This window comes from Enterobacter sp. C3_dUdeg (genome assembly GCF_057536195.1).
This window is the reverse complement of record NZ_BAAKFX010000001.1, coordinates 965,798-989,106: the sequence shown is the minus strand read 5'-3', so window position 1 is coordinate 989,106 and position 23,309 is coordinate 965,798. Positions and strand designations below refer to the sequence as shown.

The following is a 23,309-nucleotide window of genomic DNA, read 5'->3' as shown; positions in this document are numbered from 1 at the left end:
TGTGCGTTCTTTCTTGCCGTCATTTCGCCGAGAGCGAAACACATTCACACGACCATAAGGACGTTTTTCCAGGCATGAATCGCAGACGTTTTCTAAAAGGCTCGCTGGCAGTGGCAGCCCTGAGCGGCACATCTGGCCTTGCTTCCCTGTTTTCCAAAGCGGCATACGCTGCCGACTCTGACATTGCTGACGGACAGAGCCGTCGTTTCGACTTCTCCGTACTGCAATCCATGGCGCATGACCTGGCGAAAACCCCGTGGGGTGGCGCGCCGCGTCCGCTGCCGGACACGCTGGCAACCATGACGCCGCAGGCGTACAACGCCATCCGCTACGATGAAAAACAGTCACTGTGGAACAACATTGAAGGGCGTCAGCTGGACGTGCAGTTCTTCCATATGGGGATGGGGTTCCGCCGCCGCGTGCGGATGTTCTCGCTGGACCAGTCGACCTCTATGGCGCGCGAGATCCACTTCCGTCCGGAGCTGTTCAGCTACGGCGAAACGGGTGTGGATACCAAGCAGCTTGAAGGGCAAAGCGATCTCGGCTTTGCGGGATTCCGCGCCTTTAAGGCGCCTGAGCTGGCGCGTCGCGATATTGTCTCTTTCCTGGGCGCGAGCTATTTCCGCGCGGTAGATGACACCTACCAGTACGGCCTTTCCGCGCGCGGTCTGGCGGTAGACACCTTTACCGACACGCCGGAAGAGTTCCCGGACTTTACCGCCTTCTGGTTTGAAACCGTCAAGCCCGGCGACACGACTTTTACCGTCTACACGCTGCTGGACAGCCCGAGCATCACCGGTGCCTATAAATTCGTGATCCACTGCGAGAAGAGCCAGGTGATTATGGAGGTGGAAAACCATCTCTATGCGCGGAAGGACATCAAGCAGCTCGGCATCGCGCCGATGACCAGCATGTTCAGCTGCGGCAATAACGAACGCCGCATGTGTGACACCATTCACCCGCAAATTCATGACTCCGACCGCCTGGCAATGTGGCGCGGCAACGGGGAGTGGATCTGTCGTCCGCTGAACAACCCGCAGAAGCTGCAGTTTAACGCCTATATGGACAAAAACCCGAAAGGGTTCGGCCTGCTGCAGCTCGACCGCGATTTCTCGCACTATCAGGACGTGATGGGCTGGTATAACAAACGCCCGAGCCTGTGGGTTGAACCGCGTAACGACTGGGGTAAAGGCGCGGTTGGCCTGATGGAGATCCCGACCACCGGCGAAACGCTGGATAACGTGGTCTGCTTCTGGCAGCCGGAAAAAGCGGTGAAGGCGGGCGACGAGCTGGACTTTAAATATCGTCTGTACTGGAGCGCCATGCCGCCGGTGCGTTCTCCGCTGGCCAACGTCTTCGCCACCCGTACCGGCATGGGCGGCTTCCCGGAAGGCTGGGCACCGGGCGAAAATTACCCGAAAGTGTGGGCCCGTCGCTTTGCTATCGACTTCGTCGGTGGCGACCTCAAGGCCGCTGCGCCAAAAGGCATCGAGCCGGTGATTACGCTCTCCAGCGGTGAAGCGAAGCAGGTTGAGATCCTCTACGTTGAGCCGTTTGACGGCTATCGCATCCTGTTTGACTGGTACCCAACCTCGGATTCGACGGAGCCGGTGGATATGCGCCTGTTCCTGCGCTGCCAGGGCGATGCCATCAGTGAAACCTGGCTGTACCAGTATTTCCCGCCAGCGCCGGATAAACGTAACTACGTTGACGACCGGATAATGCGTTAACGATCGATTCCCTCTCCCTTTGGGAGAGGGTTAGGGTGAGGGGCAATGACCGCAGCAAAATCCGAAATTATCCCGGTATCTGACGCTCTCGAGCTTCGCGCCGTCGAAGAGCGCTACACCGCCGATCTGCATAATCTCGTCGTCCAAAACAAAGCCTTTCTGCAAACCGCCTTTGACTGGGCGCAGCACGTGGGCAGCGAGGACGATACCCGCCGCAACGTGCAAAGTAACCAGATGCTGCACCAGCGCGGCTACGCCAAAATGTTTTTGATATTCAAGAGTGATGAACTGGTCGGCGTGCTGTCGTTCAATACGATTGAACCAGCCAACAAGGCCGGGTACATCGGCTACTGGCTGGATGAATCCCACCAGGGGCAGGGCATTCTCTCCCGGTCACTGCAGGCGTTTATGCGCTACTACGTCGAACGCGGGGAGATCCGCCGTTTTGTGATCAAGTGTCGGGTGGCGAATCAGCACAGCAACAGCGTTGCCGTGCGTAACGGTTTTACGCTGGAAGGATGCCTGCGGGAAGCGGAATACCTGAATGGCCGCTTTGACGATGTGAATATCTACGGGAAGATCTACGCCCTATAACGCTCCCAGCAGCGGGGTGCGGGTGATGCGCTGGTCGCCGTTAATCACCTTTTCGCCGCGCAGGTGAATGCTCTCCCCGGCAAAGGCTTCAATGACCGCATCATCGGTGATTTCAACCCGGTGCTCGATGAGCACATCTCCGCTGATCCGCGCGCGTCCCTGGATCACCACCTTATCGTCCAGCATGATCGGCCCGCCGCGCAGCCATGCCTGACCGCCAATCAGAACGTGGTGCTTGATGACGCAGTTTCCCTCCACCACGGCATTCTCCGCAATCTGCGAGCTGTAGCGCACCGTCGGAATAGCATCCTCGTCATAACCGGCAATCACGCGGGCGTTGCCATAGACCTTTGCGCAGTCGCAGACCCAGACGTTATTTAAGTCGTTACCTTCGAGGATGGCGTTGTCGAATATTTCGGCGCGGTGCTCAACAAAGGCAAAATTCACCATCGCCTCGCCGTAGATTTGCGCCTGATGCACAATGCGCGACTGGCTGACGGTCGCCTTATCGTAGATTTGCAGGATCTGGTCATGGTCCGGCGTCAGACCTTTGGCGGCGATGATAACGCTGTTGTGCAGAATGCGGGCATCGCCGTAGAGATGGCATTCGCCCCGCACGCAGGAGTGCTGAATGGTGACGTTGTCACTTATTCGCGCCCCGTGGCTGACCTCCGCGCCGTCCAGCCAGCAGCTGCCGCTGATATGCGCATCGTGGCTAACGATGCACGGCAGGGTAAGGCGCGCGTTGCCGGACACGACGGCACCGGCTAACACCACGCTGTTTTCGTCGTAGATCCAACAGTCGCCGTCCTGCGCGAGGGCGCGCTCATCGTCAACCCAGCCGCCTTTCGTGCCGACCGTCACGTCGTTAAAATCCACTGTCGCGATAATCTGCCGCAGCGTGACGGAGCGGGTAGTTTCGCCGTTTTTCCATTGCCAGAGGCGGGTTTCGTCGCTAAGGCGATATTTTTTCATCTTTTGGTCTCTGATAAGCGTCTCAACTAAACGTAGCAAATTTTTCGGTTTTCGAGCGGCTGGCAACCAGACGGTAAACGCCTTAAAATGGCATTCAGGATGCACTTTAAACTTATGCAGGCTCAGGAAAAAATAATGACCGTTGATGAGAATTACTTCACAGAGAAATATGGCTTAACCCGCACCCATACAGAGGTGCTGTTCAGTGCGGCACAGATTAAACCGGGCAAAACGCTGGATCTGGGCTGCGGCAACGGCCGCAACAGCCTTTATCTGGCGGCCAACGGTTACGAGGTGACCGCATGGGACAAGAACCCGATGAGCATCGAGAATATCGAGCGAATTAAGGCGGAAGAAGGGATCGATAACCTCCACACGGCGATTAAAGATCTCAACAACCTGAGTTTTGACGGCGAGTACGATTTCATTCTCTCCACCGTGGTGCTGATGTTCCTGGAGTCAAAAACCATCCCGGGACTTATCGCCAACATGCAGCGCTGCACCAGGCCCGGCGGCTACAACCTGATTGTTGCCGCGATGGACACGGCGGATTACCCGTGCACCGTCGGCTTCCCGTTTGCGTTCAAAAGCGGTGAGCTGAGCAACTACTACGAAGGCTGGGAGTTGCTCAAATACAACGAAGACGTTGGCGAACTGCACCGCACCGACGAAAACGGCAACCGCATCAAGCTGCGCTTTGCCACGATGCTGGCGCGCAAGCCCGCTTAGCGGGCAGCAAGCAGGCAGATCTGCAGGGCGGTGTTGTAAGACGCCTCGAACGACGACAGCGGCAGGAATTCAAACTTCGAGTGGAAGTTATGCGCGCCGGTGAAGAAGTTCGGCGTGAGCAGCCCTTTTGCCGAGAGCGCCGCGCCGTCGGTACCGCCGCGCATGGGCGTCGGCTTCGGCGTGATGCCGAGTGATTCCATTGCCTCGAACATCAGATCGATGGCGCGCCTGTCTTCACCAATCGCATTGCTGATATTGCTGTAGGTATCTTCAATGCGATAGTCCACCCTGGCCGTTGGATACTGGGCGGCAATCAGCGCGGCAACGTCGGCAATCTGCTGCTTGCGGGCAGCAAAGTTGTCCTTGTCAAAGTCGCGGATATTGGCCTTAAGAATGGCCTCGTTCTGGCCGGCCTGAATGCCGTTAAACCAGATATAGCCCTCACGCCCCTCGGTGCACTCCGGCGTTTGCTGGCGGTCAAAATGGTTGATGTAGTCAGTCGCCATCAGCAGGGGATTCACCAGCACGCCTTTGGCGGACATCGGGTGCGCCGTTACGCCGGTAAAGCGGATCTCAGCGGCTGCCGCATTAAAGTTCTCGTAGACAATTTCCCCCAGCTCGCAGCAGTCGATGGTCCAGGCGAAGTCGACGTCAAAGCGCTTAAGGTCCAGCGCTTTTGCACCGTTCAGGCCGATCTCTTCGTCAGGCACAAACGCCACGACGATATCCCCGTGCTGATGTTCCGCCGTCAGGTTTTCCAGCACCGTCATGACCACCGTGACCGCCGATTTATTATCCGCGCCCAATACGCTGGTTCCGTCGCTGAAAATAATCTCCTCATTCGGATACGCCAGAATTTCAGGGTGCTCGTTAACCCGCAGCCAGATGTCTTTCTCTTTATTCAGGCAGAGATCTTCACCGGTAAACGTTAATATTTGTGGATGAATATCCGGTGATAATCCTACGTCCACGGTATCAATATGGGTAATAAAGCCGATGCGCGGCGCGCCGGGCACGTTGCCTTTTTTGACCGCCGTTACCGTGGCGAATTCATCAATCACAATATCGTCTAACCCCAGCTGTGCCAGCTCCTGCGCCAGCTCCCGCGCCATGTCGTGCTGGCCCGGCGTTGAGGGCAGGGTTTTGACCTTGGGGTCGCTCTGGCTGGTGATCGCGAGATAGCGGAAAAAACGGTGCGTTAATTGTCTGGAAAGCGGCGAGCCCATAGTGATTTATTCCTTATTTATTTTTCAGGTGTTTGCCACATCACTTTAATGTTATTTATGAAATGGCAAAAGAATTAATTAGCCGTCGAATTAAAAAGACAGGAATAAATGATGAAAAGCAAACTCACAACTATAACGCTGGCGCTTGCTGTACTCACGGTCAGTTCCACCGTCGCCGCGAAAACGCTGGTGTATTGCTCCGAAGGATCGCCGGAAAACTTTAATCCTCAGCTATACACCTCGGGAACCAGCGTGGACGCCAGCGCCGTGCCGGTCTATAACCGGCTAGTTGATTTCAAACCCGGCACCACGGAGCTGGTGCCAAGCCTGGCGGAGCGCTGGGAGGTGAGCGACGACGGCAAGGTTTACACCTTCCATCTGCGTAAGGGCGTCAAGTTCCAGAGCAATAAATCCTTCACGCCGACCCGGGACTTTAACGCCGACGACGTGATTTTCTCGTTTATGCGCCAGAAAGACGTGAATCATCCGTATCACAACGTCTCTAACGGCAGCTATTCCAACTTCGAAAGTCTGGAGTTTGGCAGCCTGATTACCGGCATTGATAAAGTTGATGACCACACCGTGCGCTTTACCCTGGCGCACCCGGAAGCGCCGTTTGTCGCCGATCTGGCATGGTATTTTGCCTCTATCCTGTCCGCGGAATATGCCGACGCGATGCTCAAAGCGGGCACGCCGGAGAAGGTGGATATGGAGCCTATAGGTACCGGGCCGTTTAAGCTGGCGCAGTATCAGAAGGATTCGCGGATCCTGTTTACGGCGTTTGCCGACTACTGGCAGGGGAAATCGAAGCTGGATCGGCTGGTGTTTAGCATCACGCCGGATGCCTCCGTGCGGTTTGCCAAAATTGAGAAGAACGAATGTCAGGTGATGCCGTTCCCGAACCCGGCGGACCTGCCGCGCATGAAGGCGAACAAAGACATCAACCTGATGAGCAAAGCCGGACTGAATACCGGCTTTCTGGCGTTCAATACCCAAAAGCCGCCGCTGGATAACGTAAAAGTCCGTCAGGCGCTGGCGATGGCCATCAATAAACCGGCCATTATTGATGCGGTTTTCCACGGCACCGGCACTGCGGCAAAGAACCTGCTGCCGCCGGGCGTCTGGAGCGCAGACAGCGAGCTTAAGGATTACGATTACGATCCTGAAAAGGCGAAAGCGCTGCTGAAAGAGGCCGGTTTTGCCAACGGCGTGAGCGTCGACCTGTGGGCGATGCCGGTGCAGCGTCCGTACAATCCGAATGCAAAACGCATGGCGGAGATGATTCAGGCCGACTGGGCGAAAATCGGCGTACAGACCAAAATCGTCACCTACGAGTGGGGCGAATACCTTAAGCGCGTGAAGGGCGGGGAACACCAGGCCGCGCTGATGGGCTGGACGACCGCAACGGGCGATCCCGACAACTTCTTTGGTCCGCTATTTACCTGTACCTCGGCAAACGGTGGCTCAAATTCGGCGAAATGGTGCTATAAGCCCTTCGATAAAATTATTGCGGAAGCAAAATCAACCACCGATCGCGATAAACGCGTGGCGTTGTATAAAGAGGCTCAGCAAATGATGCATGATCAAATGCCGGCGGTGATGATTGCGCATTCAACCATTTTCGAACCGGTGCGCAAGGAGGTGACGGGCTATGAAATTGACCCGTTTGGCAAACATCTGTTCTGGCAACTGGATATAAATCAGTAATTTTTCACTGCCCGGCACGCTTGCGGGCAGTCTTTTCGCAATTTGTGCTCCCCGCATCATTTTTTGTCACAACAAACCCGCCGGTCTTTTGCTATAACTTCAAATGCATACTTGCAGATAACATGGAAAACTATCATGCGTACTCAAACTTTTTTTAAAGTTGCAGTGCTTACTGGTCTGTTGGCGTTGGCGGGCTGTTCTTCAAAAGTCGCGGCTCCCGAACAATATTCTGGCTTTTTAAAAGACTATTCAGGCTTGCAGCAGACGACGTCTGCGACGGGTAAACCAACGCTGCGTTGGGTTGATCCTTCTTATAACGAAGCTAATTACGACAGTATTCTCTGGACGCCGATTACTTATTATCCTGCGCCTAAACCGACCACTCAAATTGGTCAAAAAACGCTTGATGAGCTGTTGAATTACACCAATAACAAAATGAAAACCGCTATTGGTACCCGTAAGCCAGTCGTGACCACGCCGGGTAAACACAGCCTGATTTTCCGCGGTGCAATTACCGGGGTGAGTTCGCAGAAAGAAGGTCTGCAGTTCTATGAAGTGGTGCCGGTCGCGCTGGTTGTAGCAGGTACGCAGATGGCAACCGGGCATCGCACCATGGATACGCATCTCTTCTTTGAAGGCGAACTGATCGATGCGGCCACCAACAAACCGGTCATGAAGGTGGTGCGTAAAGGCGAAGGTAAAGATCTGAACAACGAAAGTACGCCGATGACCTTTGCGACGCTGAAGCAGGTAGTTGATGACATGGCGACGGACGCCACCATGTTTGATGTGAAAAAGACCGCGAAATAAAATAAAACGGCCTGCTTAATGCAGGCCTTTTTATTTACGCCATTCGTAAGCGTCTGAACCAGGTTTCTGGTTTGGTAAACATCACCATATTTCCCCCCAGAATCAGCAATAACCCCACGATACCGTTGATATGCCAGACGTAGCCTTCATACACCGTTGAGATCGTCAGCGCCACCAGCGGGAAGAGCAGCGTACTGTAGGCCGCTTTGCCCGGACCGATACGTCCCACCAGCGTGAAGTAGGCACCAAAGGCAATCACCGAACCAAACACGGCCAGATAGAGCAGCGCGCCAATGTAGCTGATGGTCCACTCTGGCGCGAAGCTGTCGCCTCTGAACAGGGCAATGCAGCCCATTACCAGCGTGCCGTAGAGCATCGCCCAGGCGTTGGTGGTCATGGTTTCAAGGCCTTTTCGCTGGTGACGCATGCTGATCATGTTGCCCAGCGAGAAGCCGTAGGTGCCGAGCGCGGAGAGACCAATCCCGGTCAGGAGCGACGCGCTCCAGCCGCTGGCCAGCAGATCGTCCCAGAAGAGGGTGACGATCCCAGTCAGGCCCAGTGCCGCCGCCGTCCAGAAACGCGCGGGCGGGCGCTGCCCGAAGAAAATAAAGCTGTTAATAGCGTTATAGAGTACGGCCATGGAAAAGATCACCGATTCCAGCCCGGTGTTGATGTGCGAGGCTGCGGCGTAAAAACACCAGAAGTTAAAGCAGAAAACGCAGCATCCCTGGAGCATACAAAATAGGTGATCCCGCAGCGCCAGCTTGCGCAGGCGGCGCAGGGCGATTAACACCACCATCATCGTGAGGCTGGCGACGGCGAAACGCCAGAAAATCGAGACGGGCGCCGCTACGGGCCCCTGCTGCAGGAAAATCGCAATCCAGGTGGTTCCCCAGATGACCACCACCAGTCCGTATAATAATGCGTTCATATTTTTCTCTTCTCAAACCACGGAAGCCCGCAGTATGCCGCTGAGATCGGTCAGGGGCTTTCACCGGCTTGCGGTCGACTTGCAAAATCTTGCGCTTTTTTCTTACCCGGGGGCTGGCAACGGGAGACAACTCTTCTTAGACTGATATTCCAGTCAATCACGCGCTTACGGTCATGTCTCACGCTTACGATACCTTTGAAACGCTTTGCCAACAGAATGCGGTCCTGCGGGAAACCGTCTCGCTGAATTCGGGCATTCAGCTGGCAGCGTGGTACAACAAGCACGATACGATAACGGTAAAAAGTAACCACCATACCCTGAGCCTGTACGTGGCGGACGGCTACGAAAGCTACCAAAAAACGCCGGGCGGCTGGAAGAACGGCGGGGGGCCGGACCGTTTCTGCTTGATGCCAAAAGAGAGCGAATCGACGTGGGATATCCGTGATGACCTGTCGTTTGTGCATCTCTACTGCACCGATGAACACCTGCGCGACGTGGGGGAAAAGATCTGGGACAAGCGCCCGCTTTCGCTGACGCTCGACGAGCGCATTTTTGGTAGCGATCCGAAAATCACCGCGCTGTATCGCCAGTTTTTGCTCGACTGCGACTGGCAGCAGCACGCTAACCAGCTCACCCTGAGCACGGCCTCTACGCTGCTCCTGACCCATCTGCTGCAAAACTACTCTAACGTTCAGTGGAAGCTGCCGGTCGTCACCGGCGGGCTATCGCCATTCGTACTGCGTAACGTGCTGGCCTTTATCGAAGAGAACCTCGGGCAACCCCTGACGCTGGCTGAACTGGCGGCGCAGGCCGCCCTCAGCGAATACCATTTTGCCCGCATGTTCCGCCAGTCGACGGGGCTGGCGCCGCATCAGTACGTGATGCAGAGGCGAATGGAAAAAGCGAAGGCCCTTGTGCAGAACACGGCGACGCCGCTAACGGACATCGCCCTTGCCTGCGGGTTTAACTCCGCCAGCCACTTCAGCAACCGCTTTCGCAGCGCGACGGGCATGACGCCTTCGCAGCTACGCGCGGCGAGCGCGTGAAAACAGGGCATAGCACACGCCGCCCAGCACCAGCCCCCAGAATGCCGAACCGATGCCCAGGATTGTCACGCCGCTTGCGGTCATCAGAAATGTGACGATGGCCGCGTCGCGCTCCGCCTCGTGGCTCAGTGCCTGATATAAACTCCCGCTGATAGTTCCCAGCAGCGCCAGACCTGCGAGCGTCTGGATCCAGCTGAGCGGCAGAGCGGCCATCAGCCCGGTAATCGAGCCGCCGAAAATCCCCGCCAGCAGATAAAATCCTCCGGCTGCGGTGGCCGCCAGCCAGCGTTTACCGGCATCCGGATGCGCATCCGGGCTTTGACAAATGGCGGCAGTAATGGCCGCGATACAGATAGAAAAGACACCAAAAGGGGAAAACAGCAGCGCCAGCGCTCCCGTAAAGATGATAAGCGGCGAGACCGCCAGCGGGTAACCGGAGGCTTTCATCGTGGCGAACCCCGGCGCGTTTTGTGAGGCCATGGTTACCAGGAAGAAGGGCACGCCAATACTCACCAGGCTGGTGAAGGTGAACGTGGGGGCGATAAATTCAGGCATCACAAGCGAGAGCGTAAGCTTATCAGTGACAACGTCACCGCCCGCCCATGCCACGATACCGCCGACCAGCAGCGTGACCACGATGGCGTAGCGCGGTGCCAGCGCTTTTGCGATCAGCCACGCCGCAATCATGCTGCCGCACAGCAGAAAGTGACCCTCAAGATGCGCAAATGCGTGCAGGCCAAACTGCAGCAACACGCCTGCCAGCATGGCGGCAGCAAGCGAATGGGGGATCAGCCTCATCAGACGGGCGAAGAGCCCGGTGATGCCGCAAAGTAAAATGAGCGCGTTAGCAAAGATGAACACGCCGATCGTTTCCGGCAGCGTTACGCCGTGCAGGCTGGTGGCGAGCAGCGCCGCGCCGGGCGTTGACCAGGCGGTCAGCACCGGCGCTTTGTACCACCAGGAAAGCGCCAGCGTGCTGACGCCCATCCCAATCCCCAGCGCGGTCATCCAGCCTGCGATCTGCTGTGCGCTGGCACCAGCCGCCGCGGCGGCCTGCCAGATGATGGCGGCCGAGCTGGCGTAACCGACCAGCACGGCGACAAAACCAGCCAGGGCGACTGGAACAAGGTGAGAGGAAGGGCGCATGAAAACTCCGTTGTGCGTTATAACGTCCGATATAAGGTAACACTGTGCGCTATAGCGTACAAGTGGTATGCTGATCGCCATCAGGAGGGACTATGGACATCACACTACACCTTGCAACAACGCTGAAAACGCTGCGCCAGACGCGCGGCTGGAGTTTATCGAAGCTCGCGGACGAGACCGGCGTGTCAAAAGCGATGCTGGGGCAAATCGAGCGCAATGAATCCAGCCCGACGGTGTCGACGCTGTGGAAAATTGCCACCGGGCTGAACGTGCCGTTTTCCGCGTTCATCACGGCAGAGGCGGACCGGCATGCGGTGTTTGACCCGCAGCAGCAGGCGATGGTGGTCAAACCGCTTTTTCCGTGGGACGAGACGCTCGGGTTTGATTATTTCTCCATCACGCTGGCACCCGGCGCGCTGAGTGAATCCACGCCGCATGAGGCCGGGGTGATTGAACATGTGGTGGTGGTCAGCGGCGAGCTGGATATGAAGATTGAGGGCACGTGGCAGACGATTTCTGCCGATTCGGGCGTCCGTTTCGCCGGCGATAAACCGCACGCCTACCGCAACAGCAGCGACCGGACGGTGCATTTTCACTCTCTGATTCATTATCCCCGCTGACGCTACGCAAAACTGTTTCGCTGACGCATACTTCTGACTACAATAGCCGCCATTTTGACCATAACGGATAACGACGAAGTATGCGCCTGCAATCCCATCATCTTGAACTTTTAAGCCCGGCCCGCGACGCCGCCATTGCCCGTGAAGCGATCCTTCACGGCGCTGATGCCGTCTACATTGGCGGCCCGGGCTTCGGTGCCCGCCATAACGCCAGCAACAGCCTGAGCGATATTGCTGAACTGGTGCCGTTCGCCCACCGCTTCGGGGCGAAAGTGTTCGTGACCCTGAACACCATTCTTCATGATGATGAGCTGGAGCCTGCGCAACGTCTGATTACCGATCTCTACCAGGCCGGCATTGATGCCCTGATCGTCCAGGATATGGGCGTGCTTGAGCTGGATATTCCGCCCATTGAACTGCATGCCAGTACCCAGTGCGATATCCGCACGGTCGAGAAGGCGAAGTTTCTCTCCGACGTCGGCTTTTCGCAGATCGTTCTGGCGCGCGAGCTGAACCTGAATCAGATCCGCGATATTCACCAGGCGACAGACGCGACGATCGAATTCTTTATCCACGGCGCGCTGTGCGTGGCTTACTCCGGTCAGTGCAATATTTCCCACGCGCAGACGGGCCGCAGCGCCAACCGCGGCGACTGTTCTCAGGCCTGCCGCCTGCCATATACCCTGAAAGACGATCGGGGCCGCGTCGTGGCGTTCGAAAAACACCTGCTCTCCATGAAGGATAACGATCAGACGGCCAACCTGGGCGCGCTGATCGACGCGGGCGTGCGTTCCTTCAAGATTGAAGGGCGCTACAAAGATATGAGCTACGTGAAGAACATCACCGCGCACTATCGCCAGATGCTGGACGCCATCATCGAAGATCGCGGCGACCTGGCGCGCGCGTCGGCCGGGCGCACCGAACATTTCTTTATTCCGTCGACGGACAAAACGTTCCACCGCGGCAGCACGGACTATTTTGTGAATGCCCGTAAAGGGGATATCGGCGCGTTTGACTCACCGAAGTTTATCGGTTTACCGGTGGGCGAAGTGCTGAAAGTGGCGAAGGATCACCTTGATGTTGAAGTGACGGAACCGCTGGCGAACGGAGATGGCCTTAACGTGATGATTAAGCGTGAGGTCGTAGGCTTCCGTGCCAATACGGTCGAGAAAACCGGCGAGAACCGCTACCGCGTCTGGCCGAATGAAATGCCCGCCGATCTCTACAAGGCGCGGCCGAACGCGGCGCTTAACCGTAATCTCGATCATAACTGGCAGCAGGCGCTGCTGAAAACCTCCAGCGAACGCCGTATCGCCGTGGATATTGAGCTGGGCGGCTGGGAAGAGCAGCTGATTCTGACCATGACTTGTGAAGACGGCATCAGCGTGACGCATACGCTCGATGGTCATTTCGAGGTGGCAAACAATGCCGAAAAAGCGCTTAACAGCCTGAAGGATGGCGTGGCGAAGCTGGGCCAGACGATCTACTACGCGCGCGCGATCGACGTGGCTCTGCCGGACGCGCTGTTCGTGCCGAACAGCCTGCTTAACCAGTTCCGCCGCGAAACGGCAGAGATGCTGGATGCCGCGCGCCTGGCGCAGTATCCGCGCGGAAGCCGTAAAGCGGAAACCGTACCTGCGCCAGTCTACCCGGACACCCATTTATCCTTCCTCGCCAACGTCTACAACCATAAAGCGCGTGAATTCTATCATCGCCACGGCGTGCAGCTGATCGACGCAGCCTATGAAGCGCATGAAGAGAAGGGCGATGTGCCGGTGATGATCACCAAGCACTGCCTGCGCTTTGCGTTTAACCTGTGTCCTAAGCAGGCGAAAGGGAACATTAAGAGCTGGAAGGCCACCCCCATGCAGCTGGTAAACGGCGATGAGGTTCTGACCCTCAAGTTCGACTGCCGTCCTTGCGAAATGCATGTGATTGGTAAGATGAAAAACCACATCTTCAAAATGCCGCAGCCCGGCAGTATCGTGGCGTCCGTCAGTCCGGACGATCTGATGAAAACGCTGCCGAAACGCAAGGGCAGCTAATTACCGAACGTGCGTGTCCGGTTTGCGCGACTTCTGCCACAGGTGGTGCTCGCGCAAACCCTCCGCCGACTCTTCCGCAGCGCTTCGCAACTCATCGCTGTCGGCTTCATGACGAAGCTGATGCGCCACATTCTTGACCAATAAATATTCGTGTCCTTTGTGCCCGGCCATAAGCTGGCCGGAAAACAGCGCACAGATAAGCATGACGAAAGATAACCCTTTTTTAATCATGGATTCACCGCTGAAAAAGAATGCGGGATAATCATGTCGATTATTTTTTAGGGTTATTATTCAAAAATTAAAATTAGCGAAAAGAAAATGTCAAATAATGTGGGTTCGGAATTACGGTTAAGATATTTCCTAAAAAAACCATGACGCTTTGTAAAGTACCATTTCTGGACCTCAATTAGATATTTGCATTAAGGATAAACCTTATATAATAGTAAGTCTCTGGCTAAGGAACAGGTCATTTCTAAATGAAAAAAATAATAGCGCTTGCGCTTCTGGCGGTTGCTGTTGTGGCCGCTGCGGGGATTCGTTATGCAGGTAATGACGAACCAGAATATATTCGTTCTGCGGAAATTCGCGTGGGTTCCTATTTAACCAGCGATTATGGTGGCGTTGCCTGCTCCAGCAAAAAAATAAACGATCGGCGCTGGGAATTAGATTGTACTCATCAGGCAAGAGGAAAAACATTCCAGTTTGCGGTGTATCCCTCTGAAAAAGCACCTTATGGTGTCGCCCGTTCCTTTTATCTTGAAGCCCTTAATGACGACGCAAAACAGAGCGCTGAGCAGGGGCTTATGCGTTATTTGCAGATCAATACTCATGCAGGTTAATAAGGTTGTTTAGCGTTCGTTAAGACAACAGGTGTTAGGTTGTAAGGGATCCGCAGCCCGGCCACGGAGTGTCGGGACGTAGAGACCAAAACACAAATCTATCCATGCAAGCATTTACCGCCAGTTATTGGCGGTTTTTTTTTGCGCAGGCCGTCGCGATAGGGTTATGGCATCAGTCGATAATGTGACTGCACCAGACCCGAAGGGAAACTGCGGCTGGATACCAGAATTAAATCGATATCTTGAGGAAGGGTTCCGAAAAGCGGTTTTCCCGCTCCGAGCAGGACAGGAACGGTCGTGATCACCATATCGGCCACCAGCCCTTCGCGCAGGAATGACTGGATCACCTGTCCGCCATCGAGATAGACCCGATGAACGTTCTGCGCAGCGAGATCGTCCAGCACCTCCTTTGGCGTCCGGGATGAAAACTGCACTTTTCCCTTTAGCGCCACAGGTACGGGCGTACCGGCCAGCTGTCGGGAGAGTACCAGCACGGGCCGTTCATAAGGCCATGCGTCAAAGGTCAGTACTTTCTCATAGCTACCCCGGCCCATCACGATCCACTCTTTGTCCGCGATGAATGCCTCATAGCCATGATCTTCCGTTGGGTCGTCGCGCTGCAGCAGCCAGTCGATATCGTCATTCTGTCGGGCGATGTAACCATCAAGACTGACCGCGATAAAAACGTGTGTGGTGACCATCAGGTGCTCCGTATTACGAAAATTAAAAAATGAATCTTCCTCTTAGCGGAGAGGGGCCCCTTTGTAAACGTGTATTCTGAAGCAATAAGACTGTCTTCAGAATAATGACAGACTTACAGCGATGCCCTGGTCCGGCTGTAAATCGCCGAAGCGTTTCCATAAGGCCGGGGCGAGGCGCAGGGATGCGCCGAGAGGGCGTGGCCTGCAGGGATGCGCCGAGAGGGCGTGGCCTGCAGGGATGCAGGCTCATGCCCGACCCGATAGCCTGAAGGAATAAGCTGAGGGCACCGCGAAGCGGCGATTTACCGCCGGGAGCCCGGGTCGCCAGGGTGGTGGCGATTGAGCCACCCTGGCACGTTCACAGGTTATGTCGTTAAAGAATAGCAAGGAACATAAAGTGAACGGAATGACCACCAGAGCCGTATGTTCCCCCTCACCCCAGCCCTCTCCCTCAAGGGAGAGGGGGCGTCCGTGCAGGCATTATTTTGTGGGGAACCCTCAACCGTTAGCGGGCAGTACCCGGACGTGAAAATTGTTTGCGATACTGAGCCGGGGAAAGCGCGAACTGCTGGCGAAAATGATGACGCAGTGTCGACGCCTGACCAAACCCGGTCTGTTCAGCGATGCTGTCGATGCTCAACCGGCTGCTTTCCAGATAATCTTTTGCTCTCAGCAGGCGTTCATTGATTAACCAGCGTGCGGGCGTCGTCCCCGTTGCCGCCTCGAAGCGACGAAGGAAGGTGCGCTGGCTCATTCCGACCCGACGCGCCAGGGAGTCGACGCTGTGCGCCTCGATAAGATGCGTGTGCAGAAAGTCAAACAGCTGGCCGAGACGCTGGCTTTCCCGCAGCTGGGCTACCGGGCGGCTCAGCTGTTGTGGCTGTGAACCATCCCGGTGAGGGGGAATGACCAGCCGACGCGCCACGCTGTTGGCGGTTTCCATGCCATAATCCCGCCGCACAACGTGCAGACAGAGATCGATTCCCGCCGCGCTGCCCGCAGACGTCAGAATATCGCCTTCGTCCTGGTAGAGCACATCCTCAACCACGTCGATGTCAGGGTAGCGGGCTTTAAGCGCGTCAATGTAGCGCCAGTGGGTTGTGGCTTTGCGGCCGTTCAGCAGCCCCGTAGCGGCCAGCACAAACACCCCCGAACAGATGGAGAGCAGCCGGCATCCTCGCGCGCTGGCCTGGCGTAGTGCCTCGCAGAGCGCGTCCGGAACCGGTGAATCCAGCCCCCGCCAGCCGGGAACCACAATCAGGTCCGCAGACGCAAGCAGGCTTAAATCACCATCGGTAACGATGCGGATCCCGCCAGTTGCCCGAAGTTCACCGCTGTCCACGCTCGCCACCGCAAAACGATACCATTCATCGCCAAGCTCGGGACGCGGCAGGCCGAAGATCTCCACCGCTACGCCAAACTCAAAGGTACACAGACCGTCATACGCCAGCACGACTACCTGCGGGCGGGCAATTTGTCTTAAGTTTGTCATCTTTTTGCTGTTTTCTGGCATAAGCGAACGCATTCACGGGCTGAATTTGTGGATAGAGTAGTGTTAACACAAACGCCAAAGATGAGGAAGGATCATGAGCTATGTTACTGAATTTCCGGCTGCCGAGCCGCAGGAAGCCGTTACCCATTTTCTGCGCCGCCTGAGTGTTGAAACCGACTGCGCGGATGTGCATCACGCCATCGCCAATAATGAGCAGGACTTCGTGTTGCTGCACGTGGTGGGCAGCCCGGAGCAGTTTGCCCGCCGTCACGTGCCTGGCGCACTGCACCTGCCGCGGAGCCAGATGACCGCCGAGCGCATGGCCCAATGGCCTGAAGGCACGCTGTTCGTCGTATACTGCGCAGGGCCGCACTGTAACGGCGCGGACAGAGCCGCGCTGAAGCTGGCGCGCCTCGGGCTGCCGGTCAAAATCATGCTCGGGGGGATCACCGGCTGGGAGGATGAAAAGTTTGCCTTTGCCAGCAGCAAAACCGCCGTCGCGCTGTGAAGATGAATTTTTTTCAACACCCGTGAAATTTTCTCGTTTGCCGGAACAGGACAGGTATGACATCTTTTTTTGGACATTTAGACATCCAGAAGTCTAAAGCTTCAAGTGATGAATTATCACTGCTGGCAATTATCGCCGGCAGACTGAGGAGATTTCCATGCAACGACAGCACGCCCCGTACCGCGCCGATGTAGTCGGCAGTTTTTTACGCCCGGATGCCATCAAAGAGGCTCGCCTGAAGTTCGCCAGCGGCGAAATTGACGCCGGACAGCTTCGCGCGGTAGAGGATGATGCCATTCGCCACGTCGTTGAGCAGCAGTGTGCGTGTGGCCTGCATGTGGTCACCGACGGTGAATTTCGCCGTGCCTGGTGGCACTTCGACTTCTTTGACGGTCTGCAGGGCGTTGAGCGTTACGATTCACAGCAGGGGATCCAGTTCAACGGGGTACAAACCAAAGCCCACGGCGTGCGCGTCACCGGCAAGCTGGGCTTTGGCGACCACCCGATGCTCGAAGATTTCCGCTATCTGAAAAGCATCAGCGGCAATGCTCAGCCGAAGATGACCATTCCCAGCCCGAGCGTGCTCCATTTCCGCGGCGGCCGTAAAGACATCGATGCGACGGTCTACCCGGATCTGAATGACTATTTCGACGATCTGGCGACCACCTGGCGCGACGCCATCCGCGCATTTTACGACGCGGGCTGCCGTTACCTGCAGCTGGACGATACTGTCTGGGGCTATCTCTGTTCGGACGATCAGCGCCGTCAGATCCTCGAGCGCGGTGACGATGCCGATGAGCTGGCACGCATCTATGCCCGCGTCCTGAACAAGGCGCTGGAAGGCAAGCCGGACGATCTGACCATCGGGCTGCACGTCTGCCGCGGTAACTTCCGTTCAACCTGGATTTCCGAAGGCGGCTATGAGCCGGTGGCGGAAGTGCTGTTCGGGACGGTCAACGTTGACGCGTTCTTCCTTGAATACGACAACGACCGCAGCGGGGATTTCGCGCCATTGCGCTTCATTCGCCCGGGCAAGCAGCAGGTGGTGCTGGGCCTGATCACCACGAAAAACGGCGAGCTGGAGAACCCGGAGGGGATTAAAGCCCGTCTGGAAGAGGCGGCGAAATACGTGGCAAAAGAGCAAATTTGCCTTAGCCCGCAGTGCGGCTTTGCCTCTACCGAAGAGGGCAACAGCCTGAGCGAATCCCAGCAGTGGGACAAAGTCCGTCTGGTCACGCAGATCGCCAGCGAAGTCTGGTAAAGCCTCTTCCACAGCGCTGCATTATAAAAGTGCAGCGCTGTGCCATTCTGAGACGTTCTCTTTACATCCCGCGTTCCCCCTCCAGAAATAGCGCTACCTCCATTCTGGCATCCTTTTTGCTCCTGCTTCGCTGACACATTTTTTTCCGCGTCCACGCCGTAACGGACGTTTTCGCACAGCGTTCTTTTTCAGGAGTGAAAATATGCAGCGTCGTACCTTATTAAAAGCCTTTGCGTTATCCGCGTCCGTCGTGGCGATGGGAATGAGTTTTGGCGTGCAGGCGGCCGAGACCATCAAAGTGGGGATCATGCATTCTCTTTCCGGCACCATGGCCATCTCCGAAACGCCGCTGAAAGACGTCGCGCTGATGACCATCGACGAGATCAACGCGAAAGGCGGCGTGCTGGGTAAAAAACTGGAGCCGGTGGTGGTGGATCCCGCCTCAAACTGGCCGCTGTTTGCCGAGAAGGCGCGCCAGCTGTTAAGTCAGGATAAAGTGGCGGTGGTATTCGGCTGCTGGACGTCGGTATCGCGCAAATCCGTGCTGCCGGTCTTCGAGGAGCTGAACGGTCTGCTGTTCTATCCGGTGCAGTATGAAGGCGAAGAGATGTCGCCAAACGTCTTCTATACCGGCGCCGCGCCGAACCAGCAGGCCATCCCCGCGGTGGAATACCTGATGAGCGAAGACGGCGGCGCGGCGAAGCGCTTCTTCCTGCTGGGCACGGACTATGTTTACCCGCGCACCACCAACAAGATCCTGCGCGCGTTCCTGCATTCGAAAGGGGTGGAGGATAAGGACATCGAGGAGGTTTATACCCCGTTCGGTCACAGCGACTACCAGACCATCGTCGCCAACATCAAGAAATTCTCCGCGGGCGGCAAAACCGCCGTGGTGTCGACCATCAACGGCGATTCCAACGTTCCGTTCTACAAAGAGCTGGCTAACCAGGGTCTGAAGGCAACCGACGTGCCGGTGGTGGCGTTCTCCGTGGGTGAAGAAGAGCTGCGCGGGATCGACACCAAACCGCTGGTCGGCAACCTCGCGGCGTGGAACTACTTTGAATCCGTGGATAACCCGACCAACCAGGCCTTCGTGGCGGATTACAAAGCCTATGCGAAGGCGCACAAGCTGCCGAATGCCGATACCGTGGTGACCAACGACCCGATGGAAGCGACTTACGTGGGGATCCATATGTGGGCGCAGGCGGTGGAAAAAGCGGGCACAACCGACGTGGATAAAGTGCGTGCGGCGATGGCCGGTCAGTCCTTTAAGGCGCCGTCAGGCTTTACGCTCACCATGGATGCCACCAACCACCATCTGCATAAGCCGGTCATGATCGGCGAAATCGAAGGCAACGGTCAGTTCAACGTGGTGTGGCAGACGGAACAGCCGGTACGCGCCCAGCCGTGGAGCCCGTTCATCGCCGGTAACGATAAAAAGCCCGACCAGCCGATGAAAACCGCCAGCAACTAAGCCATCACCAGGGAGAAACGTCATGAACGCCATGCGCATGTTCATCGCTCTTGTATGGCTTTCCGGACTGCTGCCAGGGATGGCGCAGGCATCGGATGCCGATCGTTTTGTTGCCGCCAGCCGCAGCCAGCAGGCGGAGTTGCTGACGCAGTGGGCCGAAGCGCCGGACGCCGCGAGGCTGCCGCTGCTGCAGGCACTGCAAAAAGAAAATCTCTATACCGACAGCCAAAAGCACGCCTTTGCGCAGCGCAACGGTCAAATGGTTTCGCTCGGTGACGCTAAGTCGACCGAAGGGGCAGCCAAAGCCGTTCGTCTGACCAACCGGCTGCGCGTGCTGGCCGCCACGGCTATCGCTACGCATCAGCTGGTGAGTGACAGTGTCACAGAAAGGCGGGCCGCAGCCCGTCAGCTTCAGCGGGATGCCCAGCCCGGAATGCTCGCTTTTCTGGAAAAGCGGGTAAACGATGAAACGGACGCGGTGGCACGTCAGGCGCTTTTACTGGCGGTGGCGAATCTCCAGCTAGCCAGCCCGCAGGCAGAGGTGCGCCGCAAGGCCGTCGAGTTATTAGGGCAGTCAGACGATCCGGACGTGGAGTCCAGACTTACCCCGTTTACCCAGGCACAGACAGAGCCGGATGCCGGGGTGCGCGCCGCCGCGCAGGAGAGCCTGAGCCAGATCCAGCATCGACTGATGTGGGGCGATCTGTTGGGCCAGGCGTTTATGGGGCTCTCTCTGGGGTCGGTGCTGCTGCTGGCGGCGCTGGGGCTTGCCATCACCTACGGCCTGCTGGGCGTCATCAATATGGCGCACGGTGAGATGCTGATGCTGGGGGCGTATGCCACCTGGATGGTGCAGCAGGCGATGGCCGGGCTTGCGCCACAGTGGCTGGCGCTCTATCCCGTTATCGCGCTTCCGGTCGCGTTCTGCCTGACAGCGGGCATCGGGATGGTGCTGGAGCGCACCGTGATCCGCCATCTGTACGGTCGTCCGCTGGAAACGCTGCTGGCAACGTGGGGGATCAGCCTGATGCTCATCCAGCTGGTGCGCATGACCTTTGGCGCCCAGAACCTGGAGGTGGCCAACCCGGCATGGCTGTCCGGCGGAGTGCAGGTTTTTGCCAACCTGACGCTGCCGTGGAACCGCATTGTGGTGCTGGGCTTCGTGCTGCTGGTGCTGTTCTTTACCTGGCTCATTCTGAATAAAACCCGTCTGGGGCTCAACGTGCGTGCGGTGACGCAGAACCGCAGCATGGCCGCCTGCTGCGGGGTACCGACAGGCCGCGTCGATATGCTGGCGTTTGGGCTTGGCTCAGGAATTGCGGGGTTAGGCGGCGTGGCGCTATCGCAGCTCGGTAACGTCGGGCCGGAGCTGGGCCAGGGCTACATTATTGATTCCTTCCTCGTGGTCGTGCTCGGTGGCGTAGGCCAGCTGGCAGGCAGCGTGGCCGCGGCGTTTAGTCTGGGTATTTTCAATAAAATTCTTGAACCGCAGATGGGGGCGGTGCTGGGCAAGATCGTGATTCTGGTGGCGATCGTGCTGTTTATTCAAAAACGCCCTCAGGGGCTGTTTGCGCTGAAAGGGAGGGTGATTGACTGATGAGCCAGCCGCTGACCTTAACGCTGGCGCGCAAAGCGCCGCGCACAACGCAACTTGCAGGCAGCCTGCTGGTGGTGTGTCTGCTGATATTACCGTTTTTCGCCTTACTGCCTGCGACGCATCCGCTGGCGCTGTCTACCTGGATGCTGACGCTGATTGGCAAGATTCTCTGCTATGCCATCGTTGCGGTGGCGCTGGATCTGGTGTGGGGCTACGCCGGGATGCTCTCTCTTGGGCACGGTATCTTCTTCGCTCTGGGCGGCTACGCGATGGGCATGTACCTGATGCGCCAGGCTGCGGGTGACGGTCTTCCCGCGTTTATGTCGTTTCTCTCCTGGAGCGAACTGCCGTGGTTCTGGTGGGGAACCCAGCATTTTGCCTGGGCGCTGGTGCTGATTGTGATGGTGCCGGGCCTGCTGGCGCTGGTGTTCGGCTGGTTCGCCTTCCGCTCAAAGATAAAAGGGGTCTATTTCTCGATTATGACCCAGGCGCTGACCTATGCCGGGATGCTGCTGTTCTTTCGCAACGAAACCGGTTTTGGCGGCAATAACGGCTTTACCGGCTTCACCACGCTGCTCGGGTTTTCGGTAACTGAAACGACCACCCGCATCGCGCTGTTTCTGGCGACCGTGCTGTTGCTGCTCCTGGCGTTAGGCACCGGATTTGCGCTGGCGAAGAGCAAGTTTGGCCGCATCCTGACCGCCGTTCGCGACGCCGAAAACCGCCTGACGTTTTGCGGCTACGATCCGCGCGGGTTCAAGCTGCTGGTATGGACGCTCTCCGCCGTGCTGTGCGGCCTGGCGGGGGCGCTGTACGTCCCGCAGGTGGGCATTATCAACCCCGGTGAAATGTCGCCGACGAACTCAATAGAAGCGGCAATCTGGGTGGCGCTGGGCGGGCGCGGCACGCTGGTCGGTCCGGTGATTGGCGCGGCGCTGGTGAACGGCGCCAAGAGCTTCTTCACCGTCGCGATGCCGGAATACTGGCAGCTGTTTCTGGGGCTGATTTTCATCGCCGTCACGCTGTTTTTACCGCGCGGCGTCTACGGTCTGTTTCGAAAGGGAGAGAAATAATGCAGCCAGCCGAAGGGTTATTCACCCGCCAGTTGCCCGGCGATCGTTATCGGGAACAAACCGACCCGGTGCTGCAGCTTGAGGCCATTAACGTCAATTTTGACGGGTTTCAGGCCCTGACCGATCTGTCGCTGAATATCGGCGTGGGCGAGCTGCGCTGCGTGATTGGCCCTAACGGCGCCGGTAAAACCACGCTGATGGACGTTATCACAGGTAAAACTCGGCCAAAGAGCGGGAGGGCGATTTACGATCAGTCTATCGACCTGACCGCGCTGGAGCCTGCGGCCATTGCCCGCCAGGGGATCGGGCGTAAATTCCAGAAGCCCACGGTTTTTGAAGCGCTGACGGTGTGGGAAAACCTGGAGATCGCCATGAAAACCGATAAATCCGTCTGGGCGAGCCTGCGGGCAAAACTCAACGGTGAACAGCGCGACCGCATCGATGAGATGCTGGTTTTGCTGCGCCTTAGCAGCGAGCGCGACCGCCGCGCCGGGCTGCTTTCGCACGGGCAAAAACAGTTTCTGGAGATCGGTATGCTGCTGGTTCAGGACCCGCACCTGCTGCTGCTGGATGAACCGGCCGCCGGGATGACCGACGCGGAAACCGAATACACCGCCGAGCTGTTCAAAGCGCTGGCGGGTAAGCACTCCCTGATGGTGGTGGAGCACGATATGGGCTTTGTTGAGACCATCGCCGACCACGTCACGGTGCTGCATCAGGGACGCGTGCTGGCGGAAGGCTCGCTTCGCGAGGTGCAGGCTAACGAGCAGGTGATTGAGGTCTATCTGGGGCGCTAAGGAGCGAT

General features: G+C 57.2%; 22 protein-coding genes. 15 read left to right on the top strand and 7 right to left on the bottom strand.

Going from position 1 to position 23,309, the window contains the following annotated elements; genetic code table 11:
- Positions 1-74 precede the first annotated feature (74 nt).
- Positions 75-1,730 carry a glucan biosynthesis protein D gene (locus AC27FC_RS04620; RefSeq protein ID WP_033145508.1) on the top strand — a complete coding sequence of 552 codons (1,656 nt, stop codon included), beginning with the start codon at positions 75-77 and terminating at the stop codon, positions 1,728-1,730.
- Between the two features lie 45 nt (positions 1,731-1,775).
- Complete coding sequence (rimL, locus tag AC27FC_RS04615; protein ID WP_196354404.1) at positions 1,776-2,324, top strand: 50S ribosomal protein L7/L12-serine acetyltransferase; 549 nt, start codon at positions 1,776-1,778, stop codon at positions 2,322-2,324.
- Here the strand turns inward: rimL and ydcK are convergent.
- On the bottom strand, positions 2,319-3,299 hold the full coding sequence (gene ydcK / locus AC27FC_RS04610; protein WP_196354403.1) for a YdcK family protein: 981 nt from the start codon (positions 3,297-3,299) through the stop codon (positions 2,319-2,321). The two genes, rimL and ydcK, sit on opposite strands and share 6 nt — an antisense overlap.
- A 132-nt stretch (positions 3,300-3,431) precedes the next feature.
- Here ydcK and tehB point away from each other — a divergent pair, with 132 nt between their 5' ends.
- Positions 3,432-4,028: a tellurite resistance methyltransferase TehB gene (gene tehB, locus AC27FC_RS04605; protein ID WP_196354800.1), complete on the top strand. Its 597-nt coding sequence runs from the start codon at positions 3,432-3,434 to the stop codon at positions 4,026-4,028.
- On the opposite strand, the gene pepT is transcribed toward tehB, so the two are convergent.
- Positions 4,025-5,254 (bottom strand): peptidase T, encoded by a 1,230-nt coding sequence (gene pepT / locus AC27FC_RS04600; protein ID WP_221702357.1) that lies wholly within the window; start codon positions 5,252-5,254, stop codon positions 4,025-4,027. The genes tehB and pepT overlap by 4 nt on opposite strands.
- Before the next feature lie 111 nt (positions 5,255-5,365).
- Between pepT and AC27FC_RS04595 the strand changes: the two genes are divergently transcribed.
- Together AC27FC_RS04595 and AC27FC_RS04590 are read left to right on the top strand one after the other, a co-directional pair.
- Positions 5,366-6,961 carry an ABC transporter substrate-binding protein gene (locus AC27FC_RS04595; RefSeq protein ID WP_094935475.1) on the top strand — a complete coding sequence of 532 codons (1,596 nt, stop codon included), beginning with the start codon at positions 5,366-5,368 and terminating at the stop codon, positions 6,959-6,961.
- A gap of 135 nt (positions 6,962-7,096) precedes the next feature.
- The gene (locus AC27FC_RS04590; protein ID WP_033145514.1) at positions 7,097-7,771 is read left to right on the top strand and encodes a DUF3313 domain-containing protein; all 675 of its coding nucleotides are present in this window, start codon (positions 7,097-7,099) and stop codon (positions 7,769-7,771) included.
- A 34-nt stretch (positions 7,772-7,805) separates the two neighbouring features.
- Here AC27FC_RS04590 and AC27FC_RS04585 read toward each other — a convergent pair whose 3' ends face one another.
- Positions 7,806-8,702, bottom strand: a complete 897-nt coding sequence (locus AC27FC_RS04585; protein WP_045888391.1) for a DMT family transporter — start codon at positions 8,700-8,702, stop codon at positions 7,806-7,808.
- A gap of 173 nt (positions 8,703-8,875) precedes the next feature.
- Between AC27FC_RS04585 and AC27FC_RS04580 the strand changes: the two genes are divergently transcribed.
- A complete protein-coding gene (locus AC27FC_RS04580; protein WP_487159845.1) occupies positions 8,876-9,748 on the top strand; it encodes a helix-turn-helix transcriptional regulator in 873 nt (290 codons plus the stop codon).
- Here AC27FC_RS04580 and AC27FC_RS04575 read toward each other — a convergent pair.
- Positions 9,728-10,894, bottom strand: coding sequence for a benzoate/H(+) symporter BenE family transporter (locus AC27FC_RS04575; protein WP_094935476.1), 1,167 nt, complete (start codon positions 10,892-10,894; stop codon positions 9,728-9,730). The two genes, AC27FC_RS04580 and AC27FC_RS04575, sit on opposite strands and share 21 nt — an antisense overlap.
- 92 nt (positions 10,895-10,986) lie before the next feature.
- Between AC27FC_RS04575 and AC27FC_RS04570 the strand changes: the two genes are divergently transcribed.
- Positions 10,987-11,514, top strand: coding sequence for a helix-turn-helix domain-containing protein (locus AC27FC_RS04570; RefSeq protein WP_094935477.1), 528 nt, complete (start codon positions 10,987-10,989; stop codon positions 11,512-11,514).
- Positions 11,515-11,594: 80 nt separating this feature from the next.
- Complete coding sequence (locus tag AC27FC_RS04565) at positions 11,595-13,559, top strand: peptidase U32 family protein (RefSeq protein ID WP_039262504.1); 1,965 nt, start codon at positions 11,595-11,597, stop codon at positions 13,557-13,559.
- On the opposite strand, the gene AC27FC_RS04560 is transcribed toward AC27FC_RS04565, so the two are convergent.
- Positions 13,560-13,790 carry a DUF2554 family protein gene (locus AC27FC_RS04560; protein WP_033145520.1) on the bottom strand — a complete coding sequence of 77 codons (231 nt, stop codon included), beginning with the start codon at positions 13,788-13,790 and terminating at the stop codon, positions 13,560-13,562. It abuts the gene before it with no gap.
- Between the two features lie 245 nt (positions 13,791-14,035).
- Between AC27FC_RS04560 and AC27FC_RS04555 the strand changes: the two genes are divergently transcribed.
- A complete protein-coding gene (locus AC27FC_RS04555) occupies positions 14,036-14,398 on the top strand; it encodes a hypothetical protein (RefSeq protein WP_033145521.1) in 363 nt (120 codons plus the stop codon).
- Between the two features lie 164 nt (positions 14,399-14,562).
- Here AC27FC_RS04555 and AC27FC_RS04550 read toward each other — a convergent pair whose 3' ends face one another.
- Together AC27FC_RS04550 and ftrA are read right to left on the bottom strand one after the other, a co-directional pair.
- Positions 14,563-15,099, bottom strand: a complete 537-nt coding sequence (locus AC27FC_RS04550; protein ID WP_094935479.1) for a dihydrofolate reductase family protein — start codon at positions 15,097-15,099, stop codon at positions 14,563-14,565.
- A 505-nt stretch (positions 15,100-15,604) separates the two neighbouring features.
- Positions 15,605-16,612: a transcriptional regulator FtrA gene (ftrA, locus tag AC27FC_RS04545; RefSeq protein ID WP_167819207.1), complete on the bottom strand. Its 1,008-nt coding sequence runs from the start codon at positions 16,610-16,612 to the stop codon at positions 15,605-15,607.
- A gap of 73 nt (positions 16,613-16,685) precedes the next feature.
- Between ftrA and AC27FC_RS04540 the strand changes: the two genes are divergently transcribed.
- From AC27FC_RS04540 to urtD, 6 genes are all read left to right on the top strand, one after another.
- Positions 16,686-17,099: a rhodanese-like domain-containing protein gene (locus AC27FC_RS04540; protein WP_196354401.1), complete on the top strand. Its 414-nt coding sequence runs from the start codon at positions 16,686-16,688 to the stop codon at positions 17,097-17,099.
- A gap of 157 nt (positions 17,100-17,256) precedes the next feature.
- Positions 17,257-18,360: a cobalamin-independent methionine synthase II family protein gene (locus AC27FC_RS04535; RefSeq protein WP_196354400.1), complete on the top strand. Its 1,104-nt coding sequence runs from the start codon at positions 17,257-17,259 to the stop codon at positions 18,358-18,360.
- A 202-nt stretch (positions 18,361-18,562) separates the two neighbouring features.
- Positions 18,563-19,834, top strand: a complete 1,272-nt coding sequence (gene urtA / locus AC27FC_RS04530; protein ID WP_023311766.1) for an urea ABC transporter substrate-binding protein — start codon at positions 18,563-18,565, stop codon at positions 19,832-19,834.
- 22 nt (positions 19,835-19,856) lie between these two features.
- The gene (gene urtB, locus AC27FC_RS04525; RefSeq protein WP_196354399.1) at positions 19,857-21,431 is read left to right on the top strand and encodes an urea ABC transporter permease subunit UrtB; all 1,575 of its coding nucleotides are present in this window, start codon (positions 19,857-19,859) and stop codon (positions 21,429-21,431) included.
- Positions 21,431-22,504, top strand: a complete 1,074-nt coding sequence (gene urtC / locus AC27FC_RS04520) for an urea ABC transporter permease subunit UrtC (RefSeq protein ID WP_047060857.1) — start codon at positions 21,431-21,433, stop codon at positions 22,502-22,504. The genes urtB and urtC overlap by 1 nt, the downstream gene beginning before the upstream one ends.
- The gene (urtD, locus tag AC27FC_RS04515) at positions 22,504-23,301 is read left to right on the top strand and encodes an urea ABC transporter ATP-binding protein UrtD (protein WP_196354398.1); all 798 of its coding nucleotides are present in this window, start codon (positions 22,504-22,506) and stop codon (positions 23,299-23,301) included. The genes urtC and urtD overlap by 1 nt, the downstream gene beginning before the upstream one ends.
- Positions 23,302-23,309: the final 8 nt, after the last annotated feature.